This window comes from Aromatoleum buckelii, from assembly GCF_012910785.2.
GTDB classification, from domain to species: domain Bacteria; phylum Pseudomonadota; class Gammaproteobacteria; order Burkholderiales; family Rhodocyclaceae; genus Aromatoleum; species Aromatoleum buckelii.
In genome coordinates, this window is the sequence record NZ_WTVH02000010.1 from 871,928 (window position 1) to 897,207 (window position 25,280).

The 25,280-nt window shown below is 65.7% G+C and carries 27 protein-coding genes and 1 tRNA gene; 16 read left to right on the forward strand and 12 right to left on the reverse strand.

All coding sequences use genetic code 11. The features are described from left to right. The first annotated feature begins 1 nt into the window (after position 1). The 9 genes from GO608_RS14835 to GO608_RS14875 all read left to right on the forward strand — a co-directional run bounded on the left by GO608_RS14835 (position 2) and on the right by GO608_RS14875 (position 5,808). Complete coding sequence (locus GO608_RS14835) at positions 2–487, forward strand: HMA2 domain-containing protein (RefSeq protein WP_169198211.1); 486 nt, start codon at positions 2–4, stop codon at positions 485–487. Positions 488–513: 26 nt separating this feature from the next. Further along, on the forward strand, positions 514–849 hold the full coding sequence (locus GO608_RS14840) for an HMA2 domain-containing protein (protein ID WP_053419716.1): 336 nt from the start codon (positions 514–516) through the stop codon (positions 847–849). Further along, positions 842–1,543, forward strand: a complete 702-nt coding sequence (locus GO608_RS14845; RefSeq protein ID WP_169198210.1) for a ferritin-like domain-containing protein — start codon at positions 842–844, stop codon at positions 1,541–1,543. The genes GO608_RS14840 and GO608_RS14845 overlap by 8 nt, the downstream gene beginning before the upstream one ends. 1 nt (position 1,544) lies before the next feature. Then, positions 1,545–1,907 carry a hypothetical protein gene (locus tag GO608_RS14850; RefSeq protein ID WP_169198134.1) on the forward strand — a complete coding sequence of 121 codons (363 nt, stop codon included), beginning with the start codon at positions 1,545–1,547 and terminating at the stop codon, positions 1,905–1,907. After that, on the forward strand, positions 1,904–2,248 hold the full coding sequence (locus tag GO608_RS14855; RefSeq protein WP_169198209.1) for a hypothetical protein: 345 nt from the start codon (positions 1,904–1,906) through the stop codon (positions 2,246–2,248). The genes GO608_RS14850 and GO608_RS14855 overlap by 4 nt, the downstream gene beginning before the upstream one ends. Further along, positions 2,229–2,612 (forward strand): YtxH domain-containing protein, encoded by a 384-nt coding sequence (locus tag GO608_RS14860; RefSeq protein WP_211159338.1) that lies wholly within the window; start codon positions 2,229–2,231, stop codon positions 2,610–2,612. Before GO608_RS14855 ends, GO608_RS14860 begins: the two co-directional genes overlap by 20 nt. Then, the gene (locus GO608_RS14865; RefSeq protein WP_169198208.1) at positions 2,609–4,693 is read left to right on the forward strand and encodes a heavy metal translocating P-type ATPase; all 2,085 of its coding nucleotides are present in this window, start codon (positions 2,609–2,611) and stop codon (positions 4,691–4,693) included. Before GO608_RS14860 ends, GO608_RS14865 begins: the two co-directional genes overlap by 4 nt. 126 nt (positions 4,694–4,819) lie before the next feature. Then, on the forward strand, positions 4,820–5,449 hold the full coding sequence (locus GO608_RS14870) for a phosphatase PAP2 family protein (RefSeq protein WP_247003174.1): 630 nt from the start codon (positions 4,820–4,822) through the stop codon (positions 5,447–5,449). Beyond that, positions 5,446–5,808: a diacylglycerol kinase gene (locus GO608_RS14875; protein WP_169198206.1), complete on the forward strand. Its 363-nt coding sequence runs from the start codon at positions 5,446–5,448 to the stop codon at positions 5,806–5,808. Before GO608_RS14870 ends, GO608_RS14875 begins: the two co-directional genes overlap by 4 nt. Before the next feature lie 100 nt (positions 5,809–5,908). Here the strand turns inward: GO608_RS14875 and GO608_RS14880 are convergent, their stop codons facing one another. Further along, positions 5,909–7,357: a tryptophanase gene (locus GO608_RS14880; RefSeq protein WP_169198205.1), complete on the reverse strand. Its 1,449-nt coding sequence runs from the start codon at positions 7,355–7,357 to the stop codon at positions 5,909–5,911. Between the two features lie 276 nt (positions 7,358–7,633). On the opposite strand from GO608_RS14880, the gene GO608_RS14885 reads away from it, so the two are divergent. Further along, positions 7,634–7,837, forward strand: a complete 204-nt coding sequence (locus GO608_RS14885) for a hypothetical protein (protein ID WP_169198204.1) — start codon at positions 7,634–7,636, stop codon at positions 7,835–7,837. Between the two features lie 83 nt (positions 7,838–7,920). Here GO608_RS14885 and GO608_RS14890 read toward each other — a convergent pair whose 3' ends face one another. The 10 genes from GO608_RS14890 to trmA form a co-directional block, all read right to left on the reverse strand. Continuing rightward, on the reverse strand, positions 7,921–9,444 hold the full coding sequence (locus GO608_RS14890) for an ArnT family glycosyltransferase (RefSeq protein WP_247003176.1): 1,524 nt from the start codon (positions 9,442–9,444) through the stop codon (positions 7,921–7,923). Between the two features lie 3 nt (positions 9,445–9,447). After that, positions 9,448–9,720 (reverse strand): lipid-A-disaccharide synthase N-terminal domain-containing protein, encoded by a 273-nt coding sequence (locus GO608_RS14895; protein ID WP_169198203.1) that lies wholly within the window; start codon positions 9,718–9,720, stop codon positions 9,448–9,450. A 1-nt stretch (position 9,721) separates the two neighbouring features. Beyond that, positions 9,722–10,465 (reverse strand): glycosyltransferase family 2 protein, encoded by a 744-nt coding sequence (locus GO608_RS14900; protein WP_169198202.1) that lies wholly within the window; start codon positions 10,463–10,465, stop codon positions 9,722–9,724. Between the two features lie 181 nt (positions 10,466–10,646). Continuing rightward, positions 10,647–12,728, reverse strand: coding sequence for an LTA synthase family protein (locus GO608_RS14905; protein ID WP_247003178.1), 2,082 nt, complete (start codon positions 12,726–12,728; stop codon positions 10,647–10,649). Then, on the reverse strand, positions 12,725–13,279 hold the full coding sequence (locus tag GO608_RS14910) for a cytochrome b/b6 domain-containing protein (protein WP_169198201.1): 555 nt from the start codon (positions 13,277–13,279) through the stop codon (positions 12,725–12,727). Before GO608_RS14910 ends, GO608_RS14905 begins: the two co-directional genes overlap by 4 nt. A 73-nt stretch (positions 13,280–13,352) precedes the next feature. Continuing rightward, positions 13,353–13,613: a PepSY domain-containing protein gene (locus tag GO608_RS14915; RefSeq protein WP_169198200.1), complete on the reverse strand. Its 261-nt coding sequence runs from the start codon at positions 13,611–13,613 to the stop codon at positions 13,353–13,355. Between the two features lie 227 nt (positions 13,614–13,840). Next, a complete protein-coding gene (locus tag GO608_RS14920) occupies positions 13,841–14,827 on the reverse strand; it encodes a zinc-dependent alcohol dehydrogenase family protein (protein WP_169198199.1) in 987 nt (328 codons plus the stop codon). A 98-nt stretch (positions 14,828–14,925) separates the two neighbouring features. Next, positions 14,926–16,140, reverse strand: a complete 1,215-nt coding sequence (locus GO608_RS14925; RefSeq protein ID WP_169198198.1) for an amino acid aminotransferase — start codon at positions 16,138–16,140, stop codon at positions 14,926–14,928. Positions 16,141–16,218: 78 nt separating this feature from the next. Beyond that, positions 16,219–17,220, reverse strand: a complete 1,002-nt coding sequence (locus tag GO608_RS14930; protein WP_211159336.1) for an AI-2E family transporter — start codon at positions 17,218–17,220, stop codon at positions 16,219–16,221. A gap of 47 nt (positions 17,221–17,267) precedes the next feature. After that, the gene (gene trmA / locus GO608_RS14935; RefSeq protein WP_169198197.1) at positions 17,268–18,368 is read right to left on the reverse strand and encodes a tRNA (uridine(54)-C5)-methyltransferase TrmA; all 1,101 of its coding nucleotides are present in this window, start codon (positions 18,366–18,368) and stop codon (positions 17,268–17,270) included. Between the two features lie 168 nt (positions 18,369–18,536). Here trmA and GO608_RS14940 point away from each other — a divergent pair, with 168 nt between their 5' ends. The 3 genes from GO608_RS14940 (at position 18,537) to GO608_RS14950 (ending at position 21,062) form a co-directional block, all read left to right on the forward strand. Next, entirely contained in the window at positions 18,537–19,040 is a 504-nt protein-coding gene (locus tag GO608_RS14940) for an inorganic diphosphatase (protein ID WP_169198196.1), read from the forward strand. A gap of 181 nt (positions 19,041–19,221) precedes the next feature. Beyond that, entirely contained in the window at positions 19,222–20,205 is a 984-nt protein-coding gene (locus GO608_RS14945) for a diacylglycerol/lipid kinase family protein (RefSeq protein ID WP_169198195.1), read from the forward strand. Next, positions 20,205–21,062, forward strand: a complete 858-nt coding sequence (locus tag GO608_RS14950) for a metallophosphoesterase family protein (RefSeq protein ID WP_169198194.1) — start codon at positions 20,205–20,207, stop codon at positions 21,060–21,062. The genes GO608_RS14945 and GO608_RS14950 overlap by 1 nt, the downstream gene beginning before the upstream one ends. A 33-nt stretch (positions 21,063–21,095) precedes the next feature. On the opposite strand, the gene GO608_RS14955 is transcribed toward GO608_RS14950, so the two are convergent. Beyond that, a complete protein-coding gene (locus GO608_RS14955; protein WP_169198193.1) occupies positions 21,096–22,091 on the reverse strand; it encodes a glucokinase in 996 nt (331 codons plus the stop codon). Between the two features lie 153 nt (positions 22,092–22,244). Here GO608_RS14955 and GO608_RS14960 point away from each other — a divergent pair, with 153 nt between their 5' ends. The 3 genes from GO608_RS14960 (at position 22,245) to GO608_RS14970 (ending at position 25,228) form a co-directional block, all read left to right on the forward strand. After that, entirely contained in the window at positions 22,245–23,933 is a 1,689-nt protein-coding gene (locus GO608_RS14960; protein WP_169198192.1) for a glycoside hydrolase family 13 protein, read from the forward strand. A gap of 119 nt (positions 23,934–24,052) precedes the next feature. After that, positions 24,053–24,940 (forward strand): cache domain-containing protein, encoded by an 888-nt coding sequence (locus GO608_RS14965; RefSeq protein ID WP_211159335.1) that lies wholly within the window; start codon positions 24,053–24,055, stop codon positions 24,938–24,940. Positions 24,941–25,151: 211 nt separating this feature from the next. Beyond that, positions 25,152–25,228: transfer RNA gene (locus GO608_RS14970), tRNA-Arg, on the forward strand. Positions 25,229–25,280 lie beyond the last annotated feature (52 nt).

Here is a 25,280-nt window from a genome sequence, read left to right on the forward strand (position 1 = left end):
CATGAATTGCATCGTTTCCTCGATACCGGGCCGGCTGCGGCTACGCAATCGGGCATTGCGTGAACCCGATCGGCATGCTCGCCTGCAAGCGCTGCTGGAGGATCTCGACGGGGCTCTGGCCGTCGAAGGGAGCATCAACGCCGGCAGCCTGTTGATGCGCTACGACGCCGCCCGGATCGACAGGGCGACGATGGAAGCGCAGGTGACGACCGCGGCCGGGAAGGTGCTGGGAGAAGTCCCGGAGACCGTGCGGGAAGCGCCGAACGCGGTGCAGCCGGCTTCCCCCGGGCGCTGGAAGCTCGGTTCGAGGCGCGCCATTGCGCGGCGCCTCAATACCTACTCGAAGATTGGCATGCTCGGTAGTCTCGGGGCGTCGCTTGCGCTGGCGGCGGTCGGGAACAAGCACCTGCACGCGGCCACCGGAGGCTTGTTCACGGCGCTGCTTGCGATTCACATGGCCGTGCACCGGCGCCACTTGTTGAAATAGCTCGAAATACCGTGTTGGAATCCCCCATGGACGAATTCGATCAACTGCAACGCTTCACCGGCTACCTGCGTATCGCGCACCACATCCCGGGACGCATACGGCTCAAGCTCGAGGGCGATCTGGACTCGGCTCGGCTCGCGGCAATCGGCGACGCAAAACGCTTCGGGCGTGCGCTCGATAGCATCTCCGGCGTGCATTCGGTCAAGCTCAATATTCTGGCCCGCTCCTGCACGATCGAATACGACACGAGCACGATCCCGGCCGCCGCCTGGCCGGATCTGTTGGGCGGCGTGCGCTCGACCGCGGCGGAAACACTGCTGGACATACTGGTGACCAAGCATCGGGAGCTGCTTGGTGCGTAACTACGACGAAGCGATCTTGCGCAGCCGGCGAATCGACCCCGCTGCGCCATTTGCGCCGCTGCAGCAGGGGCTGCGCATTGCGCTCTACGACGCCTATGCAGCACGGGCCTTTTACACGAAGATGGTCGAGGCGTTCGGCCCGCGCGCTCCATTCGCCGATCTCGCCAAATCGGAAGAGAAGCACACGGCGACCCTTTCAACGCTCGCACGGCGCTTCGGCGTGCCGCTCCCGCTCGATCCCTTTCCTCTCGAAACCGCGTTGGCGCCCGACTGGCGCGCCAACTGCGAGCGGGCCGTGGCCGGCGAGATCGGGCGGGTGCGCCTTTACGAATCGCTCCTGACGGGAATCGCCGAGCCGCAAGTCCGCCGGACCTTCCAGCGTTTGCAGGCGAGCGCACTGGAACGTCATTTGCCGATGCTGCAACGCGCCGTGACCGATGCGCTGCGGCAGGAAGCGCTTCATGCGCGACAGGGCGTGGCACCCGAACAAGCGTATATCCAGCATGGTCTATTCGCCGATTTTCTCGAGAAAACCTTCGCCGTGCTCGGGAGCCAGCACCACGCCATCGGCGTCGTCGGCCCGCTCCTGCGCAACACTCGCCCGGCCATGATCGCCGGGCTCGTCGCGGGCGGGGCAGGCGTTCTGTTCGTCAAGGACAAGCGTAAACGCAACCAACAAGAAAAGGAGGGATGACATGTACCCCTTGCTTCCATTCGCCGTCGGCCTGGTGACCGGTGCCTTGGGCATCCGGCTGCTCAAGGCGGGCAAGACCCGCGCCACGCTCGACAAAGCCCAGGAGCGCCTGCGGGAGGCGACTGTGTCGAGTCTTAGCGCGATCGAACATTCGTCGGCCCACTTGCGCGCGAAGCTCGCCACAGACGCCGAACCGCCGCTCGAAACGGCAGCCCAGGTGCAAGCGGCGCCAACCCCGGCGGAGTCGAAAGTGAAGCCGGAGTCGAAGGCTGCTCCGCGTCGCCGGCGCAAGCCCGCATCCGGTAGGGCCGAGTCCGCCGGTCAACGCGCGCAAACCGAGAAGCCCGACGAGGACAAGCCGTGAAGCGGCGGCTGCGCCCCTATCCGGCCCCCGCCACAGATCCCGCGTCGGCGAATTTTGTCCGCGGGTTCGTCGCCACCGGCCTCCTCGCAGCGCTGCCGAGTGGGGCGGCAAGCGCCACGGCGCCGAATGCCGGCAAAGCCATCCTGCGTCAGGCACTGCAAGGCGGAATCGCCCTCGCGGCAGGCGGGACGGCAGCAGGCGCCCTGCAGCGTCGCGATTACCGGACGGCCGTAGTGGCTGTCACCGGCGGCGCGGCCGCGGTAATCGCTGTCGATTACCTGTTGCGCAAACCTGCGCGCAAAGACAACAAGGAGAAGGCTCTTGGGCAAGAAAAAGCATAAGAAGGCGAAGCACCGCGACAAGGCCGCGGCTTACGCCGGCGGATCCTGGGGTGAACACCCGCATTACAGCGGTTTCGGCGCGCAGGGCCATCATGCGGGTGGTTTCGGCGCCGGACTGGTCGACGAGGATTTCCTGCGGGGGCTTCCCGGCCGGCTCAAGTCGGGCCAGTACGAACAGTTCCTGATGGGAGCGGTAATCGGGGCTGCGGCCGCGTACGTGCTCAGTGACGAGGAACTGCGCGCCAAACTGGTGAAGACCGGCATCAAACTCTATTCGAACGTGGTCGGCGGCTTGGAGGAGATGAAGGAGCAGATGGCCGACCTCAAGGCCGAAGCAGAAGCGGAGCGCCGCGGCGACGCATGACTTCGGGTCCGTGGTTCGGCACGCTCGAACTCGTCCATCGCACGCGCGGGCGCGCGCGCTTTCGCTACCGCTGCCGGACGGGCACGCCGACCGATGCCAGGACGATCGAGCGGGCCGCCGAAAACATCCCCGGCGTGCTCGAAGCGCGAGTCAATCGCGCGGCCCGTTCGCTGGTGCTGCATTTCGATGACAAGGAGGTCGAACTCGAGACCTTGCGTGCAGCGCTTGGGGCCTTGTCTGCCCCGCTTGCGGCGGTACGGGGATCGGCCGTTGTCGAAGAAGGCGGACCGGCGTCGATGGTCGCGAGTCTGGCGACACTGGCCATCACGCGTTTTCTGCCGCAGCCGCTGCAGCTTCCGGTGACGCTCGGGGCGGCCGCGCCCCTGCTCAGGCATGCGCTGGAGGACCTCGTCGCCAACGGCATTTCGTCGCATGTGCTGGAGGCGATGGCGGTATCGATCTCGCTCGCGCGCGGTGACTATACGGCCGCCAATACGACCACTTTCATGCTGGCGTTGGGGGAATACCTCGAGATTTCGATCGCCCGTCGTTCGGACGATCTGCTCAAACACCTTTTGCGTCCGGCAAGCGACGAGGTCTGGATCGAGCGCGGCGGGCAGGAAGTGTTGGTTGCGGCCGGTGAAGTTGCGGTCGGCGATACGGTGATCGTCGCGGACGGCGCTGTCGTTCCCGTTGACGGCACTGTGCTGGGAGGCGAAGCCACCGTCAATGAAGCGACGATGACGGGCGAGAGCGCCGCGGTAGCGAAGGGGCGGGGCGACGCGGTTCTTTCCGGGACGCTGGTCGAAGAGGGCCGCCTGAGAGTGTATGCGGAACAGGTCGGCAGCCGCACGGCCGCTGCGCGCATCGCCGACTACGTCGAACAGTCGCTGACGGCGAAAAGCGCGGCACAACTCGACGCCGCGCGCCTTGCCGACCGCCTCGTGCCGATCGTGCTGGGGCTGGCCGGTGCCACGTATTTTATTTCGGGCGACTGGCGTCGGGCCGCGTCGGTGCTGCAGGCCGACTATTCCTGCGCGCTCAAGCTCGCAACGCCGGTCGCTTTCAAGTCGGCGATGTACGGCGCGGGGCGTGCCGGAATCCTCGTCAAGGGGGGCAGCGCCCTCGAGCGTCTCGCCGATGCCGACACCTTCATCTTCGACAAGACCGGCACGCTGACCGCAGGCACGCTCGCCGTGACCGATTCGATCGCGTTCGACAGCACCTACACTGCGGAAGACCTGCTGTGCCTCGCGGCTTCGGTCGAGGAGCACTACGTCCATCCGCTGGCGCACGCGGTCGTCACCGCAGCGCGCGCGATACACGGGCAGCATTTCGATCACCAGGAAGTGCAGTTCATCGTCGCCCACGGCGTCGCAAGCGTCATCGATGGCCAGCGCATCGTCATCGGCTCGCGGCATTTCGTCGCCGATGACGAAGGGATCGACATTTCGGCACATCTCGAGACCGTCGACCGGCTTTACGAGGAAGGCAAGACGCTGCTCTACATCGGCTTCGGCGGCAGGTTCCTCGGCGTGCTGGCGCTGAAGGACGAAGTGCGCGCCAACAGCGCGGCGACCATTCTCCGGCTGCGCGAGTTGGGCGCCAAGCGGATCCTGATGCTCACCGGCGACCACCGCGAGCGGGCCGAAGAACTTGCCGAGCATCTCGGGCTCGATGGCTGCCATGCCGAGTTGCTGCCGGAGGACAAGGCGCGGATCGTCGAAGAATTTTCGCGGCAAGGCGCGCGCATCGCCTTTATCGGCGACGGCATCAACGACGCTCCGGCGCTCGCCGGTGCCCATGTCGGCATTGCAATGCAAAAAGGTGCGGATATTGCGCGCCTGACCGCCGACGTGGCGCTGCTCGAGGACGACATCGCCTGCGTGGCCGACGCGAAGGCCTTGGCGAACGGCACGATGGCGCTCATCGGTTCCAACTATCGCCTGACGGTGGGACTCAACACGGGCATTCTCGCTGCAGCTGCAGCCGGGCTGCTGTCGCCGATCACCACTGCGATGCTGCACAACGGCAGCACGATCGCGATCCTGCTCAACGCCTTGCGCCGCAGCAGCGTCTGAACGCCGCGGCAGCGCGGATCCAGAAGGAACCGAACCGGCAGGAACGGCAGGTGGTTCGTCGGAGGCAGCATTTTGCGTTTTCTTCGGAATTGGCTGGAGCCGCGGATACTCGGCATAGTCGCTGCCGTGACGTCCGCGCTGTGGATCTTCATCGAGGTCGCGGAAGATGTCGTCGAAGGGGATACGCACGCGTTCGACAACGCGATCCTGATGGCGCTGCGTCCGCCCGGCGACGCGCAGGCCCCGTTGGGCCCGCCGTGGATCGAGGCGGCCGCGAGGGATATCACGGCGCTGGGCAGCTTCACCGTGCTGGGGCTGGTGGTTGCGGCGGTGACGGTCTTCCTCCTCCTGGCCAGGCGGCACCGCACGGCGATGTTCGTGCTGCTCGGCACCAGCAGCGGGACGCTGGCTTCCGTCTTGCTGAAGGGCGCTTTCTCCCGGCCCCGGCCGGATATTTTTCCGCACGGAGACTTCGTCATCTCGGCAAGCTTTCCGAGCGGGCATGCGATGCTCTCGGCGGTCGTGTATCTGACGCTCGGAGCCTTGCTGGCGCGACTGGTGCCGCGGCGCCGGCTCAAGCTCTATGTGATGTCGATCGCGCTGGCGCTGACCGTGATCGTCGGCCTCAGCCGGATCTATCTGGGGGTCCACTGGCCGACCGACGTTCTCGCCGGGTGGGCCGCCGGCGCGGCGTGGGCGCTGGGATGGTGGGGTGCGGCGGAGCTCGTGAAAATCCGCAACGGGGAGCGCGCGTGAAAGGCCGTGGGTTCCGCGAACGCCTCGGTTTCGCGCTGCACGGCCTGCAGCTGGCGATCAGCCGCGAGAAGAGCTTCCGCGCGCATGTCCTGGCGGGCGGGGCGATGCTGTGCGTGTTGCTGGTGGCCCGTCCGCCGCTCGTCTGGTGGATGGTGCTTGCGCTGACGGCGGGTTTCGTCATGGTGACCGAACTCGTCAACACCGCGCTCGAGACGCTGGCCGATCACCTTCATCCCGAACGGCATCCGGAGATCGGCGCATGCAAGGACATCGCGGCAGGCGCGGTGCTCGTGGCCGCCGCGACGGCGCTCGTCGTCGGGATCGTTTTCGCCGCGCAGTGGTTCCGCGGCTGGTCCTGAAGCTCAAATGGCCGCTCGAGAACAGGCGGCGTCCGGCCGGCGAGGCCGCTGCGGCGGCCGCCACCCTTTTCCGCACGGCCGCCGGTTACTGGGCCCAGTCCTACAGGCTGTCGCCGAAATCCTCGCGGAATTTCTCGAACAGCTTTTGCTGCCAATCCGAAACGGGCTTCAGCCGGCCATAGAAGAAACGCAGGATTTCAGGCTCTTCGGTGAACACGAGGCCGCCGATGAGGTGGCGGTTTTCGTACACCCACGAGATCCGGTCGATCGCGTATTTGACCTGCGACAGCGTGAATACCCGGCGCGGCAACGCCAGCCGGACCAGTTCCATGTTGGCGAAAACTTCGTTGCCGTCGGGGTCGCGCTGCTCGGAGAGCGTGCCGCGCTCCATGCCGCGTATGCCGCTGGCGATATACAGTGCCGAGGCGAGTGCGCCGGCAGGGTATTGCGCCTGCGGGACGTGCTCGAGGAACTGCATGACGTTGATGTGGCAACCGAGGCCGCCGGCCGGCGTGATGACCGGAACACCGCGTTTTTGCAGCTCGTCGACCATGAAGCTGATGAACTGCGGCCCCTGGTTGATCACGTCCTCGTCCATCGTTTCGTCGAGGCCGACCGTCAGCGCTTCCATCTCGCGCACCGACATGCCGCCGTACGTGAGGAAGCCTTCATACAGCGGGACCAACCCGCGCATCCTGCGGTACAGCTCCTCGGTCCTGATGCAGATGCCGCCGCCGCGTGCGCAGCCGAGCTTGCGGGCCGAGAAGTAGATGACGTCGCATAGGTCCGCCATTTTGCGCGTGATCTCGCGAATGCTCAGATCGTTGCAGCTTTCCTCGCGGTTCTTGATGAAGTGGAGGTTGTCCGCAAGCAGGCTCGCATCGAGCACGAGCAGGACGTCGTGCTTGTCGCACACCCGGCGAACGTCGGCGAGGTTCTCGAGCGAGAACGGCTGGCCGCCGATGAGGTTCGTGCCCGCTTCCATGCGGACGAACGCAATCTTGCTGGAGCCGTGCCCTTCGATGATCGCCGACAGCTTGGCGATGTCCATGTTGCCCTTGAAGGGATGCACGCTGACGACTTCGAGGCCGGCATCCGAGATCAGCTCTTCGACGATGCCGCCGTTCAGCGTGATGTGCGCCTTGGTGGTCGTGAAGTGGTAGTTCATCGGCACGATGGAGCCCGGCGATACCAGCACCTGCGACAGGATGTTCTCGCACGCGCGCCCCTGGTGGGCGGGCAGGAAATAGGGCAGGCCGAAGATTTCCTGGAGCTTGCTTTCGAGGCGGGTGTAGGTCGCGCTGCCGGCGTAGCTGTCGTCGGCGATCAGCATCGCGGCCTGCTGTTGATCGCTCATGGCATTGACACCGCTGTCGGTGAGCATGTCCATGAAGACGTCCTTGTTCTGCAGCAGGAAAGTGTTGTTGCCTGCTTCGGTGATCGCCTTGAGCCGGTGTTCCACCGGTGGAAGGTTCAGCTTCTGTACGATGCGTACCTTGTGCATTTCCAGCGGAACCTGTTCTCCGCTGAAAAACTTCACCTGTGCCATGTTGTTGCCTCCGGATGCTGTCGAATTTCGGGGTGAAGCAATCGATTCTCGAGGGAAGAATTGCCGGCGGCGATTATCCCCTGCCTGTTGCGGTGGACCAAACGCGGAACGATCCTTGCCGTTTCGTCACGCCGCGGGAACGGCAGCAGAGACGGTATGAAACCCGTACGGCCGAGCGCAGGCGGGGCGGTTGTGGCATAGTCGGCGGATGGAGGCTCGATCGCGGGCCCGCGTCCACCTCGTTTCAATCGGCTTGGCCGAACCAAAGGGAATCTCTTGGCAAAACCAAATTACCAGTTCGAAAAGCGCCAGCGGGATCTGGCGAAGAAAAGCCGGCAGGAAGAAAAACGCCGGCAGAAGCTCGCCGCTAAAGCCGGCGCTGGCGAAGCTCCGGCCGACATCGACGAAGCGCCGTCGGCCGATGACGCCGGCTTGCGACCCCCACGCGCGAACGGTGGGACAGAGTCCGGCAGCGCGTAACCCCAGCAGGGCGCTGCCGAAAACAGCGCTCGGTGCTTCCTGAACTCTTTGGGTTCCCCGCTGAGCCGGATCCCTTCAGGCGCTTACTGCAACGGCGAGTGCCAGGTGAATCGGTACACCCTGGCTGGCGGCTTGCCGCCGCATCGCCCGTTATCCGCGTCCGATCCGACCAGAAACCAATCGGCGCGGGAAGTCTCGCCGAGCCTGCGCGCCTTGTCCTCCCGGAAGCACCGTGCCAGATCCGGCAGCGGAACGAGCGCGAACGATTGCGGATGGCTTCGCAGCCAACTTGCGGCATGATCCACCGTGACCTCCGACTGAAAGCCGAAATGCACGATCGGTTGGCGCGCGAACAACCAGTGCCCTTCGCGCCAGTCGATCAGTGCCAGTTCCGCTCCGCCCGTCAGTTCGGCCGCCTGGCGCATGATGCCCTCGTGGGGATTGAGGCCGTCGCGGACCGGTTCGATGAAACCTTCCACGAACCAGGCGACGAACCAGAGCAGGGCCGCGCCGAGAAAGAGCTTTCGCGCACGCGGGCGGCCGGCAAACCAGCGGCGCAGCAGCCACGGCACGAGGGGCGCGACCGCCAGCACCAGGCCGGGCAACGCCGGGTAGATGTACAGCTTGCGCTTGCCGCTGCTCAGGCAGAAGAACAGCAGCACCAGCGCCACCCAGCCTAGCAGCACCAGCGTGCGACCGTCCCGCTTCGCCAGCTGGCGCCGCCATGCCGGGATGAGCCACGGCAGTGCCGGCACGATCGGCAGCCAGTACTTCGGGATCACTTCGGCAAAAAAATACCAGAACGGCTCCTGGTGCGCCCAGGCCTTCGTGTAGCGCTCGGCGGTTTGTCGCAGCAGGATCTCTTTCACGTACGCGAGACTGTCGGCGTCCGCCTGCAGCAACACCATGACGACCAGCGGCAACAGCCACAGCGATATCGCCGCCAGCGTCGCGGCGAGGCCGAGGGACCAGCGCACACCCTCGCCAGGCATGCGGGTGACGCCTGACCAGCCGGCATGCACGGCCCAGGCGTACGGAATCAGCATCAGGGCCGGCAGGAAGCCGACGCCCTTGCTAATGACGCCGAATCCCATCGCGGCACACGCGACGTAAAACCACCCCCACGCCGGGCCGAGCATGAGATGCCGCACGAGGCCGTACACGGCGAGGACGATCCACAGGCACAGGAAACCGTCGATCTGCCCGGCCCTCAGGATGCTGTAAGTCTGGTAGCTCGCGAGAAACAGCAGTGCGGCGATGATCCCGATGCGCCGATGCCACAGGCGCCGCCCGAGATCGTACAGGCACGCTGTCGCGACCACCCCGGCGAGCAGCGCCGGGAGGAACAGCGCGACCACCGGCGAGCCGGTGAGCTGAACGAACAGCGCCACCGTCCACATGAACAGCGGCGGTTTGTCCGGATAGATTTCGGCGGCGCGATGCGGAATGAACCACGAGCCGTCCTGCAGCATTTCCAGCGCGACGCCGAGAAAGCGCTCTTCATCGACGTTCAGCGGCTGTCGCAAGCCGAGTCCGGCGCCGACCATCAGCAGCGCCAGCAGCATCAGGCCGATGAGCTCGATGCGTGACGAAATAGCGTTGCGCACCGCTCAAGTTTCCTGCTCTTTTTGCCGGGCGATCAGCTGCAGGTTGCGCAGGTAGATGATGAAGCCGAACGACTGCCCGACGATGAACACCGGATCTTCACGGTGGATCGCGTAAGCCAGCAGCAGCGCACTGCCGATGAGGCTCAAATACCAGAAGCCGACCGGAATGAGGCTGCGTTTCTTGTATTCGCTGTACAGCCACTGCAGCGCGAAGCGGCCCGTGAACGTCAGCTGGCCGGCGAAGCCGATCACCAGCCAGAGTGTTTCCTTGCCCATCTCAGCCCTCCGTTTCGGTCGCGACCGTATCCAGGCGGGTGCGCCTGATCAACCACCACACGCCGAACAGGTCGAGGATGCCGACCAGCGCCCGGTCGAGGTTTCCGTATTTGGACGTGCCGGTTCTGCGCGGCCGGTGATTGACGGGGTGAACGATCGTTCGCCCGCGGTGGCGCTGGATCAGCGCTGGCAGGAAACGATGCATGTGATCGAAATAAGGCAGGCGCAGGAACGCTTCCCGTTCGATGAGCTTGAGGCCGCAGCCGGTATCGGGCGTCGCATCCTTCAGCAGCCTGCTGCGCAGCCCGTTGGCGAAGCGCGATGCCCAGCGCTTGCTGGCCGTGTCGCGGCGAGTGACGCGGTGGCCTGCCACCAGCTTGATGCCGTCCGGCCGACCTTCGGTGCCGCGCACCAGCGCGAGCATCCCGGAAATGTCCGCCGGGTCGTTCTGGCCGTCGCCGTCGAGCGTCACGAGCCAGTGGCCGTGCGCAGCGAGCACTGCGTGGTAGAGCGATGTGCTTTGCCCGAGCGAGCGGGGATGGCTGAGGATGCGCAACTGGGGGAAGCCAGCGCTTTTCAGCGCCCGCAGCTCGGACGCGCTGCCGTCAGTGCTGCCGTCATCGACGACGATGACCTCGTAGGCTTCGCCGGCGAGCGCGCTGCGCACTTCTTCGAGGAGCGGCGCAAGGTTGCCGGCTTCGTTCCTTGCAGGAATAAGGACGGAAACATAAACGTTATCGTGCATGGGGTGACTCGATTGTTGCCACAGGTTGTTGCCCCGCCAGCCGGTGGGCGCAGCTGCCGGCGAAGGCGCGGCCGACATTGCGGCCGGGATGGGGCAGTTTTTCGCAAGAAAATATCCAGACTTCGAGCGTGGGTATTAGTTTATCCAAATTTTGCATCGGCCCGGCCCGGCTGCCGCAGGCTCACCGGCTTTGCGCCGCTACGCCCGCGGTGTTTCCGAGCAGGCTCTGCGTGGCAGTCTGCACGAATGCATGCAACATGCCGCGCAGCTGCGCTTCGTCCGCGGCATTGTTCACCCGCGTGCTGCCGGGGGCGTCGCCGAGCCGGTAATCATAGAGCCGCGGCGACATGCCCTTCGGTTCGACGAGGATGCGGCTTCCCCTGAGGATCGCGATCGTCTGGTCGCTCCCCGACGGTTTGATGACGCCGATGCCTTCGTCTCCTGCCGGCAGGTTGAGCAGATCGCGTCCCCAGCACTGGTGACGCACCTCGCCGCCGAAGCGTCCCATGATCGTTGGAACGATGTCGATCTGCGTTCCGACGGAATCGTGCCGCGTGCCGAAAGCCTGCTGGATGCCGGGTCCGATCAGCAACAGCGGAACATTGAAGCGGTGCAGGTCCATCTCGGTGATCTGTTCGTCGGCGCCGAAGCCGTGGTCGCCGACAATGACGAACAAGGTGTCGCGGAAATATTCCGACTTGCGCGCTTTCTCGAAGAACTGCCCGAGCGCCCAGTCCGAATAGCGCATTGCGGTCAGATGATCGTCGAGCGGACCGTGGCCGGTGACCGGCTCGACGGGCAGCGTCTGCGGCAACGCGTACGGCGTATGGTTCGACAACGTTTGCAGCAGCGCGTAGAACGGCTTGCCGCCGGAATCCTTCTGCAGTTCCTCGGCCGCGCGGTCGAACATGTCCTGGTCCGACACGCCCCAGGTCGGGTCCGAAACCACGGGGTCGATGAAGTCATTGCGGCCGATGAAGCGCGTCATGCCCTGGTTGCCGAAAAAGCCGGACTGGTTGTCCCACGCGAAATCGCCGTTATACACATAGACGTCGTTGAACTCGCGCGCCCGCAGCAGCTGCGGGAGACCGGAAAAACGGTGTCCCCCTTCCGGCATCTGCATCAGGTATTCGAAGCCCGGCAGGTTCGGGAAGCACGCCATCGTCGCGAACATGCCCTGATGGGTGTGCGTGCCATTCGAGAAGAAGCGCGTGAACAGCACGCCTTCGCGCGCGAGCCGGTCGAATTGCGGCGTGATTCCATCCTTGCTGCCGAGCGCGCCGACGTAATGCCCGGCGAAGCTCTCGAGCAGGATCACGACGACGTTGCGGATCGGCAACGTGCCGGCGGCGGGCGGAGTGACGTCGCGGCGGATGTTCGCGCTCTCTGCATCGACGAGGCGGTCGCCCGGGGTCAGCAACATGCTGCGCACGATCCGGGTCGCTTCGTGCTGCGGCATCGAAGCTTTCCACATCTTGTCGCCGGACTCGAGGAATCGGCTCTTCGCCGCGGCGACGAGAGTGAGAGTGCCGTTGAGCCCGAGCTGGTTCGCGAACATCGAGTCGGTCGTGTAGGCGTCGCCCCAGCGCAGCGGCGGTCCCTGGCGCAGCGTGCCGCGCGCGGCAACGACCGAAACCGCCAGGCACAGCACCAGTGCAAGCCAGCGCGGGCCCGCATCGAAACGGCGTGCGCTGCGGGAATCATCGCGCCGGGGCGCGGTCAGCCGGTCGATGACGGCGAAGAGCCGGAACAACCCCCAGCTTGCCAGCAGCCAGGCCGCCAGGTAGCGCAGCACTGGGAAGCCGTGCCACAACATGCTGAGCACAGTCGCCGGATCTTCACGCAGGTACTGGAAGACCAGGCTGTTGAGGCGCTGGTGGAATTCCCGGTAGAAGTCGAGTTCGATCACGCCGAGGAACAGCGAAACGCTCGCCGCCGCCGTCAGCCAGGCCCTGTGCGCGCTTCGCGCTGCCATCGCCCGCCCGGCCGCCATCGCCAGGATCAGCGGTGCGCAGAGGTACACGACGAGCCGCAGGTCGAATCGCAGGCCGGTCAGGAACGCTTCGACGAAGGGTGCGATCGGCGTGTCGCCGATCAACGCCCGGTTGTAGATGAGCAGCGCAATGCGCAGCGCGGTGAACATCAGCAACAATGCGATTGCGGACAGCGCCATGAATGCGAGATGGGAGCCGAGCGTGGGTGCCCGGTGAAGCTGCTGCTCGGGGATGGGATGGCCCGGCGCCGAGATGGAGCGTGTCATCATCGCCGCCGACTCGCTTGGGAACGGACTTTGACTCCCGTCAGCATCGCCCCGATGAGATTCGTGCGTTCGCGGTGGCTCATCAAGACAGCGGCCGCGGCGTGCAGTCCGGCCAGGCCGATCAGCGTCGAGGCCAGCGTTGCGTGGAGTTCCTGCAGCCACTCTTCGCCCCAGAAAGCGTCCAGGGTCTGCATGAAACCGGTAACGCCGAGGCCCAGCACCAGCGCCATCAGCACGAGCATCATGACTGCGCCCAGGGGGTTGTGGCCGGCGTGAAAGTCCGGCTCGCCCCGAATCATCCTGCGCAGGTGTTCGCGGATGCCGGCAGCGGTCGGAAGGAAGTCGGCAAAGCGCGCGTGTCGCGAACCGACGAATCCCCACACGATGCGGGCGCCGACGAGCCCGCTGGCGACATAGCCGATCCACTCGTGGAGTATCTCGCCGTCGTCGATGACGAAGAAGTTCAGGAATACGCAGGACGCCAGTGTCCAGTGGAACACCCGCACAAACGGATCCCAGACGCGAATCGCCCTGGCAGGATCGGGATCTCTCATCGTCGTCCTCTCAGCGATAGGTAGCCAGGCTCCCCGAGAGAGCCCGCTCGGCATGCCGTGAAAAGCGCGTCGTTCAGCGCTTGGTTTCAAGTACGGCTGCCGTGGCCGGGTCGAAGTAGATCTCGACCTTCTTGCCGTCCTTGTCGAAACCGTAGATTTCGTAGCACTTGCCCTTGGTCACCTTGAAGGTCTTGATCTGGTAGCCCTGGGCTTCGAGGCGGGCCTTGAAGTCGGATTCCTTCATCCACTGTTCCTGCGGCACGTTGCAGGTCGGGCCGGCGATCGCGGCGGTGGCGGAAAGGGCAATGACGGTCGATGCGAGCAGCTTTTTCATATGCGCGTCCTGATTCGGTTGGCGTACCCCGGTCGGGGCACGGACGGAATCTAAACGCATGAACATGAACAAAACCTGAACTGCAATCGCGCGTTGCAATCACCTCGCGAAGTTTCCGGGCGCAGAAGGCCGCTGGCGATGAGCGCCTTCGGGGTGGCGAGGCCGGAATGGAGACGGAGCCGATCGTGTCGTCGCGCCTCGGTCCTGCAGGGCGGTCGGCGGGGATTTCAGTCGGGCACGAGAACGACCGCGCCCTGTATCTGCCCGCGACGCAGCGCGAGCAGCGCGTCGTTCGCGCGTTCCAGCGGAAAATGTTCGATATGCGTACGGATTGGCGCTGCGGCGGCGATCTCGAGAAAACGCCTGCCGTCTTCACGCGTCAGGTTCGCAACCGAGCGGATGACGCGCTCGCCCCACAGGATCTCGTACGGAAACGACGGGATGTCGCTCATGTGGATGCCGGCGCAGATGACCGTGCCGCCTTTTCTCAGCTGGCGCAGCGCCGCCGGCACGAGTTCGCCTGCGGGGGCGAAGATCAGCGCCGCGTCGAGTGCGTCGGGCGCGTTCTCGCCTGCGGCGCCTGCCCAGGTGGCGCCGAGCTCTCTCGCGAACGCCTGACTCGCGTCGTCACCGGGGCGCGTGAAAGCGTAGAACGGCCGGCGCTGATGGGCGAGCAGCTGCGCCAGGATATGCGCTGCGGCGCCGAAACCATAGATGCCGATGCGTTGCGCGCTGCCTGCCATGCTCAGTGCGCGATAGCCGATCAGCCCCGCGCACAGCAGCGGCGCGAGTTCGGCAGCGGGTTGCGAGTCCGGCAGCGCAAAGCAGAAGCGCTGGTCGGCGACGGTGTATTCGGCGTAGCCGCCGGGCAGCTGGTAACCGGTGAAGCGCGCGTCGTCGCAGAGATTTTCGCGGCCCTCGGCGCAGTATCCGCAATGGCCGCAAGTCCGGCCAAGCCAAGGTACGCCGACACGCTGGCCGGGCGCGAAACCGCTCGCCCCGGCGCCCAGCGCGACGACCCGCCCGACGATCTCGTGGCCGGGAATGACCGGCAGCCGCGGCTCGGGGAGTTCGCCGTCGACGAGATGCAGGTCGGTGCGGCAGACCCCGCACGCTTCGACCCGCAGCAGAATTTCCCCGACACCCGGCTGCGGCACCGGAAGCTCGGCCAGCCGCAAGGGCGTGTCGGGAGCGTCGAGAACCATCGCGCGCATGTCGGATCCCTCCCGGGCAGGTTGATCGGCCCGAATGGAATCATAGCGCGCGGCGCGGCGACGAGCGCCGCTGCGTCCGCACGCGGTGCGCGGAAGGGTCAGGCAGCGGCGGTGCCCGGCTCCTGCAGCACGGTGGCCATCGCTTTCGCGACGTAATCGACGTTACCCCGGTTGAGGCCGGCGACGCACATGCGGCCGGACTGCACGACGTACACGGCGAACTCCTCGCGCAGGCGATCGACCTGCCCCGGCGTCAGCCCGGTGTAGCTGAACATGCCGCGCTGCTTGACGAAGTAGCTGAAATCGCGCCCCGGCAACGTGCTGCTCAGCACTTCGTAGAGCTTCTGGCGCATCGCCTTGATGCGCTCGCGCATCCCGCGCACCTCGACGACCCATTCCTCGTGCAGTCCGGCATCGTTCATGACCGCGGCGGCGACCCGGCCGCCATGTACGGGCGGGCTCGAGTAGTTGCGGCGCACGGTGAATTTCAGCTGGCCGAGCACGCGTTCGGCTTCGTCGGCATCCTTGCACACGACCGACAGGCCGCCGCAGCGCTCGCCGTAGAACGACAGGTTCTTCGAGAACGAGTTGCTGACGAAGAAACTCACGCCGGCGTCGGCCATCGCGCGGATCGCGTAGGCGTCGTCGTCGAGGTTGTCGCCGAAGCCCTGGTAGGCGATGTCGAGGAACGGGATCAGCCGGCGCGACGCCGCCACCGCGATCACTTCCTGCCACTGTGCTTTGGACAGGTCGACGCCGGTCGGGTTATGGCAGCACGGATGCAGCAGCACGATGCTCTGCGCGGGCAGCGACTGCAGCGTCGCGAGCATCTCGTTAAAGCGCACGCCGCCGCTCGCCGCGTCGTAGTACGGGTAGTCGTGCACTTCGATGCCGGCGCCCTCGAAGATCGAACGATGGTTGTCCCAGGTCGGGTCGCTGACCCACACTTCGCTCGCCGGAAAATACCGTTTGAGCAGGTCGGCGCCGACCTTCAATGCGCCCGAGCCTCCGATGGTCTGGATCGTCGCGATGCGCCCGGCTCGCAGCGCCGCGCTGTCCGCGCCGAACAGGAGTTTCTGCACGGCGGCGCGAAAGTCGGCCGCCCCTTCCATCGGCAGATAGGGGCGCGGGCCCGGATTCGCCGCCAGCGCCGCCTCGGCCTTCTCGACCGAGCCGAGCAGCGGGATGCGGCCGTCTTCGTCGTAGTAGAGCCCGATGCCGAGGTTCACTTTCTGCGGGCGCGGGTCGCGGTGGAAAGTTTCGACGAGGGAGAGGATGGGGTCGCCGGGATAGGCGTCGACGTGCTCGAACATGGGAAAGCAGGTCCTTTGCAGTGGTGGGTGGAATTCGGGGTTAATTCGGGGGTTATCGTGACAGGTGCCGCGTACAAGTCAAACGAGCCCGCGGGCGCGCAGTTCGTCCTTGAGGTAGGCGTAGAAGATCGGCGCCGCGACGACGCCCGGCAGGCCGAAAGCGGCCTCCATCACGAGCATCGCCAACAGCAGCTCCCACGCCTTGGCGCGGATCTCGCCGCCGACTATCCGGGCGTTGAGGAAATATTCCGCCTTGTGCACGCTGACCAGGAATGCCAGCGAACCGAGAGCGACCTGCGGCGAATGGGCGAAGCTGACGACGATGATGACGGTGTTCGAGATCAGGTTGCCGATGATCGGCAGCAGGCCGGCGATGAACGTCACCGCGATCATCGTCTTGACCAACGGCAGTTGCACGCCGAGCAGCGGCAGCACGGCCAGCAGATACAGCGCGGTGAAGAAGGCATTGATCGCCGAGATCTTCACTTGCGCGAAGACGATGCGGCGGAAAGCGTCGGCGAGCCGTCCGGCACGCTCGCTCAGCGCGCGGGCGAGCGGCGCATATTCCTGGCCGGCTTGCAGCTCGTGCAGCGAAACCATGGCGCCGATGATCAGGCCGACGACGATGTGGGCCATGACGACGCCCGCTTCCTTGCCCACCCCTCCGACTTCGATCGCATGTTCCCGCAGCCAGCGCGATATCGCTTCCTTGATCGGATCGACGCCGTTCGGAAAGTGGTCGACGACCCACGGCGGCACCGATTCGCGCAGCCCTTCGATGATCGTCGCCATGCGGGTGAGCAGGTTCGCGAGATCACCCGCGTCGCTGCGGAAAAAAGCGACCACGCCCAGAACCATCGCCACGACCACGATCGTGGCCACCCCAACGACCAGCACCAGCGCGGCTGGTTTGCTTCGCCGCCCCGAGAGCTGCTTCGGCAGCCGTGGGGCGAGCAGATGGACCAGTTCGTGAACCAGCAGCCCGGTTAGCAGCGCCGGCAACAGGTCCAGGCGCAGCACCAGGAAAAGGGACGCCGCCGCAAGGACCCAGGCGGCGATCAGCGCATAGCGTTCGGTCAAGATCGAAACCGTTCCCTATTGCCGGTCCATGCCGCCCGCGGCCCGCTTCATCTGACGCCTGCGCGCCGCGTCAGCAGCAACCCGCACTCGAGATGCCGGGTGTAGGGAAACTGGTCGAACACCGCCGCGGCTGCGATGCCGTGCGTCCCCTGCAGCGCAGCGACGTTTTCCTGCAGCGTATGCGGGTTGCAGGAGATATACAGGATACGGTCGAAACCGCGCGCGAGCTCGATCGTCGGCGCGTCCAGCCCGCTGCGCGGCGGGTCGACGAACAGCGTCGAGAACCGATAGCTGTCGAGGTCCACGTCCTTCATGCGCCGGAATTCGCGCGTGCGGGCGAGCGCGGCGCTGATCTCGTCGCTCGACATGCGCACCATCGCGACATTGCCGATGTCGTTCGCGGCGAGGTTGTAGTGTGCAGCTTCGACCGACGTCTTGCTGACTTCGGTGGCAAGCACCCGATCGAACAGCGGTGCCAGCGCGACGGTAAAGTTGCCGTTGCCGCAATACAGCTCGAGCAGGTCGCCGCCGGCTCCGCGCGCCTGTTCGCATGCCCAGCCGAGCATCTGCCGGTTTACGCCGCCGTTGGGTTGCGTGAAGCTGCCTTCGATCTGCTTGTATCGGAGCTGGCGCCCGTCGAGCCCGAACTGTTCCAGCACCCAGTCTCGGTCCAGCACGATCTTCTGCTTGCGGCTGCGTCCAATGAGTTGCACGCCGAGTTCGGCCGCGAGTTCGCGGGCTGCCCCTTCCCAGCTTTCGTCGAGCGGCCGGTGGTAGATCAGGCTGATCATCAGTTCGCCGCGGAGGGTGGCGAGAAACTCGACCTGGAACAGCCGGCGCTTCAGGGTTTCGCTGGCCTGCAGCCGTTCGCGCAGCCGCGGCATTGCCGCGCAGATCGGCTCGGCGGCGATGTCGAACTGCTCGATCGCGATCGGCTGCTTCGGCTCGGCCGGGTCGAACATTGCATAATCGACGCGCTCGCCATCGTGCCACATGCGGAATTCGGCGCGCAGCCGATAGTGCAGCGGCGCGGAGGGGAAGACCGTTGGCTCGGGGACGGCAAAGGGGGCGAAAGCGTGTTTGAACTGTGTCACTTTGTCCGCGAGCTGCGACGCGTATTCGGCGGGGTCGATGGCGGGTAGGGGCATGAAATCCGTGGATATTGCCGAGGGTATTGCGGTGTGTATGAGGGCCGTTTCCGGGCGAAGCGCGCGAAACGGCGAAAAAGCCGCGACGCCCGGTAGTCCGGGCTCTCGGCCGAGGACGAAATATACCCTTGTCCGTCGCGGCACGCCGGAAAGGCGTAGGCTTCTGCAATGAACGACGCAACTTCGAGTCCTTCTTTCTTCGATCAGGAGCCGCCGGAGTTTGAAGTCCTGATCGAGATTCCGAAAGGCAGCTTCGTCAAACGCGGCTCGACGGGTCACGTCGATTTCATCTCGCCGCTGCCATGCCCTTTCAATTACGGCTCGGTGCCGGCCTACATCGGGTGCGAAGGGGATCTGCTCGACGCGCTCGTGCTCGGACCGCGCCTGCCGCTCGGCAGCCGGGTCGTGACGAGAGCGTGGGGCGCGGTGATCCTGAGGGACCGCGGCATGACCGACGACAAGCTGGTGTGCGCCGCGCATCGCCCGAGTTCGGCCGAGTGCCGCGCGGTGCTGCGTTTCTTTCATCTTTACGCCCGCTGCAAGGGGTTGCTGAACCTGTGGAGGGGCCGCGCGGGGCGTAACGCCTGCGAAGGCTGGTGCCCAGTCGCCGAAGCGATGGGCCGGGCGCGACCGAGAGACGGGACGTGGAGCGGACCGGCGATCGGGTTCTGATCGGAGGGCGGCGAATGCTATCGCTACGGCTGCCCCATTCGGCACTCGCGGCGACGCGGGACTCGCCGTTGGCCCGTGGACAGCTGCTTTTGCCCGGATATTTCTCCGGAACTGCCGGCGCAGCGCCCCGTCATTACGTCGAGTCGAACTGCCAGGCCATCCGGTCACACTGGAGGAAACCTTGACTCGCGAGACCCTGTCCCTTCACCCGGTGCCTCCCCCGTCGCCGCCGGCCGCCGATCTGCGGCGGTTGCCGATCACTGTCGTCATGAACGCCGGCTCCGGCCGCGAGGACAAGTCCGAAGCCGGCGCGGCGATCGAAAAAGTGCTGGAGGCGAGCGGCCGCGATGTCGAGCTGCTGGTCGCGAAGCGGCCGCGCGACCTGGCGGCGCTCGTTCGCGGGGCGGCCGATCGGCGCCCGGGCATCCTCGCGGCGGCCGGTGGCGACGGCACGCTCAACGCAGTCGCTGCGGTCGCGTACCAGCGCAGTTTGCCGTTCGCGGTGATCCCGCTCGGGACCTTCAACTATTTCGCCCGCGAACTCGGCATTCCGCTCGATCCGGCGGCTGCGGCGCAAGTGGCCGTGGACGGGTCGATCCGCCGTGTCGCGATCGGCGAGGTCAATGGCAGGGTCTTCCTCAACAACGCGAGCATCGGCCTGTACCGGCGCCTGCTCGAATGGCGTGAAGTGCACAAGCGCCGCTTCGGGCGCAACCGCTTCGTCGCGTTCGTCTCCGGGCTCGTCACGCTGATGCGCGAGCACCGTCCATATCGCCTGGCGCTGCAGATCGACGGCCACCCGCTGAACTTGTCGACGCTGACGGTGTTCTTCGGCCGCAATGCGTTGCAGATGGAGCAGCTCGGCCTCGACGAGGCGGTGTGCGTTGCGCGCGGCGAACTGGCGGTGCTCGCGCTGCGGGAGGTCGGTCGCCATGACCTGCTGGCGCTGGTGCTGCGCGGCGCCCTGGCCCGCCTCGAAACCGCCGAAAACCTGCGCCAGTATTGCGCGCTGACGGTGCAGATCGAGCGGCTCGACGAGGGCACGCGGCATATCCGCGTCGCGCTCGACGGCGAACTCGTCGACTGCGAGCTGCCGCTCGTCGTGAGATCGGTGCCGGAGGCGTTGCAGGTTCTCGTGCCGGCAGTGCCGGAGGTGCGCGCGTGATGCGGCTCGCCCATATTTCGGACCCGCATTTCGGCACCGAGGATGCCCCGGTCCGCGATGCGCTGCGCGAGGACTTGCTGCGCGAAGCGCCGGACCTCGTCGTGCTGACCGGTGACATCACGCAGCGCGCCCGGCAGGCGCAGTTTCGCGCTGCACGGGCTTTCCTCGACAGCCTCGCGCCGCTTCCGGTGCTGTCGCTGCCCGGCAATCACGATCTGCCGCTGTTCGACCTGTTCACGCGCTTCACCCAGCCTTACCGCTTCTACCGTCGCCATATCTGCGCGTCGCTTTCGCCGCTGTGGCGAGGCCGCCGCGTCGCCGTCGTCGGCGTCAATTCGACACGCATGCTGCGCCACAAGCACGGCGAACTGCCGGCGCCGCTCGTCGATGAGGTCGCCCGCCAGCTTGCGGCCCTCGGCGAGGCTTTCAAGGTCGTCGCACTGCACCACCCGCTCGAGATCATCGAGCCTTCGGACCGGCGCAACCGCGTCCACGGTGCCGACGCGGCGCTCGCCGCCTGGATCGCCGCGGGGGCCGACCTGTTTCTCGGCGGACACATCCATTTGCCGTACTGCGTGACAACCGGAGACGGGTCGCGCGATGCGCTGGTGCTGCAGGCCGGCACGTCGATGTCGACGCGGCGGCGCAACGGTCGGCCCAATTCGTACAATCTGGTGCGTTTCGCGCCGATCGAGCCGGGGGGGCCGGGCAAGGCGGGCCTGCGGCGCATCGAAATCGAGGAACGCGATCACGACCCGCGCATCGGGCGTTTCACGGTCGCGACGTGTCGCGAGGCGGTGTGCGCCGGATCGGGCTGGAGCTTGCTGTCGCAGGGCGCGGTGCCGCTGCCGGGCTGACCGGCACGGCCGGTTGCTGTGGCGGTTTTTCCGTCAGGTGCCCGTTTCGCCGGCGAGCGCGTTATCGAGCGCCGTCGCGGCGCCGAGCAGCGCAGGATATTCGGCCAGGATCACGTAGCAGGGTATGCGTGCGAGGTAGTCCGAGAACCGTCCTTTCTGCTCGAAGCGCCGGCGGAAATCCGATCGATCGAAGAAGTCGCCGAGCTTCGGCACGATTCCCCCGCCGATATACACGCCGCCGAACGCGCCGAGCGTCAGCGCGAGATCGCCGGCGACGCTGCCGAGCATCCCGCAGAAGATCTGCAGCGTTTCGGCGCACCACGGACAGCTCGCGGCCATCGCACGGGCGCTGATCTCGTCCGCTTCGAGGGCCAGCGGCGGGGCGCCCCCGAGCTGCCGGATCGCGTCGTGCAGGGCGATCAGGCCCGGTCCCGATAGCGCCCGCTCAGCGGACACGTGGCCGAAGCGCGCGGCGAGCACTGAGATGAGCTCCGCTTCGCGTGGCGTGGACGCGGCCAGCGTGACGTGCCCGCCTTCGCCTTCGAGCGGCGCGTAGCCGTTGCCGCAGCGCACCAGTCCCGACACGCCAAGGCCCGTGCCCGGTCCGATCAGCGCGACTGGTCGCCCCGCGCGCTCGTGGCCGCCGCCGATCTGACGCCGTTCACTGGCCTGCAGCCCGGGCAGCGACAGCGCGAGCGCGGTGAAGTCGTTGAGGACGACGAGCCGCGCCAGTCCGAGATCGATGCGCAGCTGCTCGATCGAAAACGACCAGTCGTGATTCGTCATCCGTACCAGATCGCCTTCGACCGGATTGGCGATGCCGAACGCCGCCACACACGGCCCGGCAAGCCCCTGTTCCAGCAGCAGGTAAGCCTGGACGGCCTCCAGGAGTCCGGGGTGATCGTCGCAGCACAGCGTGCGAAAGCGCGTCGGCGGGCTGCCGGGCGAGTCGATGACGGCAAAGCGGGCGTGCGTGCCGCCGATATCGCCGATCAGCCGGGGGTAGGTGTCGGAGCAGCCAGTGGACATCGGGGCGATCGAAGCGGATGGACAGAACCGGGAGAGTGCCCGCCGCGCGCAAAAGTGTCCACCTTGCCGGCCCCGGTCCGCATGCAGCCCTCCGCCGAACGCGCCGGAACTGCGACAATCGATGATTCGACGGAACAGCGAGGAGAGGCACGGATGAGGACGGCAGGCGACGACGCGGCGGGCAGGGCATGGTGGAAGGAAGCCGTCGTGTATCAGATCTATCCGCGCAGCTTCATGGATTCGAATGGCGACGGGATCGGCGACCTGAATGGCATCACTACGCGGCTCGACTACGTGAAGTCGCTCGGCGTCGACGTGATCTGGATCTGCCCGGTGTTCGGGTCGCCGAACGACGACAACGGGTACGACATCAGCGACTACCGGGCGATCATGGACGACTTCGGCACGATGGCGGATTTCGACCGCCTGCTCGCCGAAGTCCACCGCCGCGGCATGCGGCTGATCCTCGACCTCGTCGCGAACCACACCAGCGACCTGCACCCGTGGTTTCTCGAATCGCGCGGTTCGCTGAACAACCCCAAGCGCGACTGGTACCTGTGGCGCGACGGCAAGGACGGGCGCGAGCCGAACAACTGGGAGAGCATCTTCAAGGGCTCGGCGTGGAAATACGACGACAAGACCGACCAGTATTTCCTGCACCTGTTCTCGGAGCGCCAGCCGGACCTGAACTGGGACAATCCTGAAGTGCGGACCGCGATCTACGAAATGGTGCGCTGGTGGCTCGACAAGGGCGTCGACGGCTTCCGGCTCGACGCCGTGAGCCACAAGAAGAAGGAGCCGGGGCTGCCCGACATGCCCAATCCGCACGGCCTCGATTACGTGCCGTCGTTCGAGAGGCACATGAACGTCGATGGCGTGCTCGACTACCTCGACGAGTTGTGCCGCCACACGTTCGACCACTACGACGTGATGACCGTCGGCGAAGCCAACGGCGTGTCGCCGGAGCAGGCCAGAGCCTGGGTCGGCGAGGAGCATCGGCGGCTCAACATGATCTTCCAGTTCGAGCATTCCGCGCTGTGGAAGAAAGCGCCGCGCAACGGGCTCGACCTTCCGGCGCTCAAGGCCGTGCTGACGAAATGGCAGAAGAGCCTCGATGGCATCGGCTGGAACGCGCTGTTCCTCGAAAACCACGATTTGCCCCGGGTCGTTTCGCGCTGGGGCGACACCGGGCGCTACTGGCGCGAGAGCGCGACTGCGCTCGCGACGATGTATTTCCTGATGCAGGGCACACCGTTCATCTATCAGGGGCAGGAACTCGGCATGACGAACAGCCGCTTTGCGGCGCTCGCCGATTTCAACGATGTCCTGACGAAGAACCGTTTCGCGTTGATGAAGCGTGAAGAAGTCGCCGAGCGCGACATCATCGAACTGTTGTCGATTGTCTCGCGCGACAACGCGCGCACGCCGATGCAATGGGACGGGTCGGCGAACGGCGGGTTCAGCACCGGCACGCCGTGGCTGCGGGTCAATCCGAACTTCAACGAGATCAACGCGGAGTTGCAGGAGCGCGACCCCGCGTCGGTGCTGAACCATTACCGCCACCTCATCGCGCTGCGCAAACGCGAGCCAGGGCTCATCCATGGCCACTACGAACTGCTGATGGAGGACGATGCGCAGGTCTACGCATACAGCCGCACCCATGGCGCGCAGCGCTACGTGATCGTCACGAACATGACGCCCGATGAAGCCCGTTACCACGAGCCGGGCCTGCTGCCCGACGGCAGCGGGTTGCTGCTCGCGAACCAGCCAGTCGAGCCCCACCCGCCGACGGACCGCCTGCTGCTCAGGCCGTATGAAGCGCGCGTGTACCGCCTCCGGTGACCGGACCGGCTGCCGCTGCGCAAAGGCGGCGGAGCCCGCGTAACGGACATGTCTCGACAATCAACGTCATATCCGATAATTTTTGTGCATCCAATCATTACTGAAACTAATTCCACGCCATGAAAACCATCCTTCGCATCGCCTCCCTGTGCCTGTGCAGCTTCGCATTTCCGGCGGCCCACGCGGCCGCACCCGCATCCGCCGCAGCCGCTCCGACCGCACAGGCCGACCTCGTCCAGCGCGCCGACGAGAACCGCAGCCGTCGCCTGCTCGAGAAGGCCGTCGCGCACTATCGCGAGAAGGGCGAAGCCGCGCTGGCCGATTTCAATCGGTCGCCGGCCTTCAGCGACAAGGAGCTTTACGTATATGTGCTGACCCTGGACGGCGAAATGCTCGCGAGCGGCGGGCCGTCCGCGACGCTCGTCGGACGCAACGTCGCGACGATGAAGGATGTCTCGGGCAAGGAGTTTTTCCGCGACATGCTCGACACCGCGGCGAAAACGGGCCACGGCCGTATCGAGTACCGCTGGCTCAACCGCGTCGATAACCGCGTCGAGCCGAAAGTCACGCTGTTCGAGCGGGTGGACGACCGCATCATCGCGGTCGGCTACTACACGCCGCGCGCCACTGCCGAGCAGGCGAAAGGCCTGCTCGAGCGCGCCGTGACCGCGCTGAACGAAAAGGGCGACGCCGCGCTGGACGCTTTCAATGCGGTCGATGGCGGTTTCATCCAGGATGATCTCTACGTCTTCGTCATCGATATCCCGACCCGGCGCTTCGTCGCCCACGGGGGTTCTCCCGCGATGGTCGGCACCGACGGCAGCGCGCTGCGCGACCCGAAAGGCAAGGCCGTCGTCACCGACATGCTGAACATCGTCGGGCGCAAGGGCGAAGGGGAACTCGATTACGCGTGGCGCAATCCACTGACGGAAAAGCTCGAGTCGAAACACAGCTTTTTCCGCAAGGTTGGCGACAAGATCGTCGGAGTGGGCTATTACACGCGCTGAGCCGCGCTGGCCAGCAAAAATGCTTGCTTCGCGCATCGCGCGTGTCCATAATGCCCGCCTGCGGCGTCTCGCGGTAGCTCGCAAGAGCGGGAAAACTTCACCAAATCGATGATTCGACAAGGTTTTCGACGAAATTACGGTGATTCCGAAAAAATGCCGCGAGGTGGTTGACGCAGCAGCGAGACCTGTTAAAATCTCGCTTCTTCACAAAGCGCCCGTAGCTCATCTGGATAGAGTACTTGGCTACGAACCAAGGGGTAGGGAGTTCGAATCTCTCCGGGCGCGCCAGAATAATCAAGCACTTGGGCCAGTCGAAAGACTGGCCTTTTTGCTTCTGCGC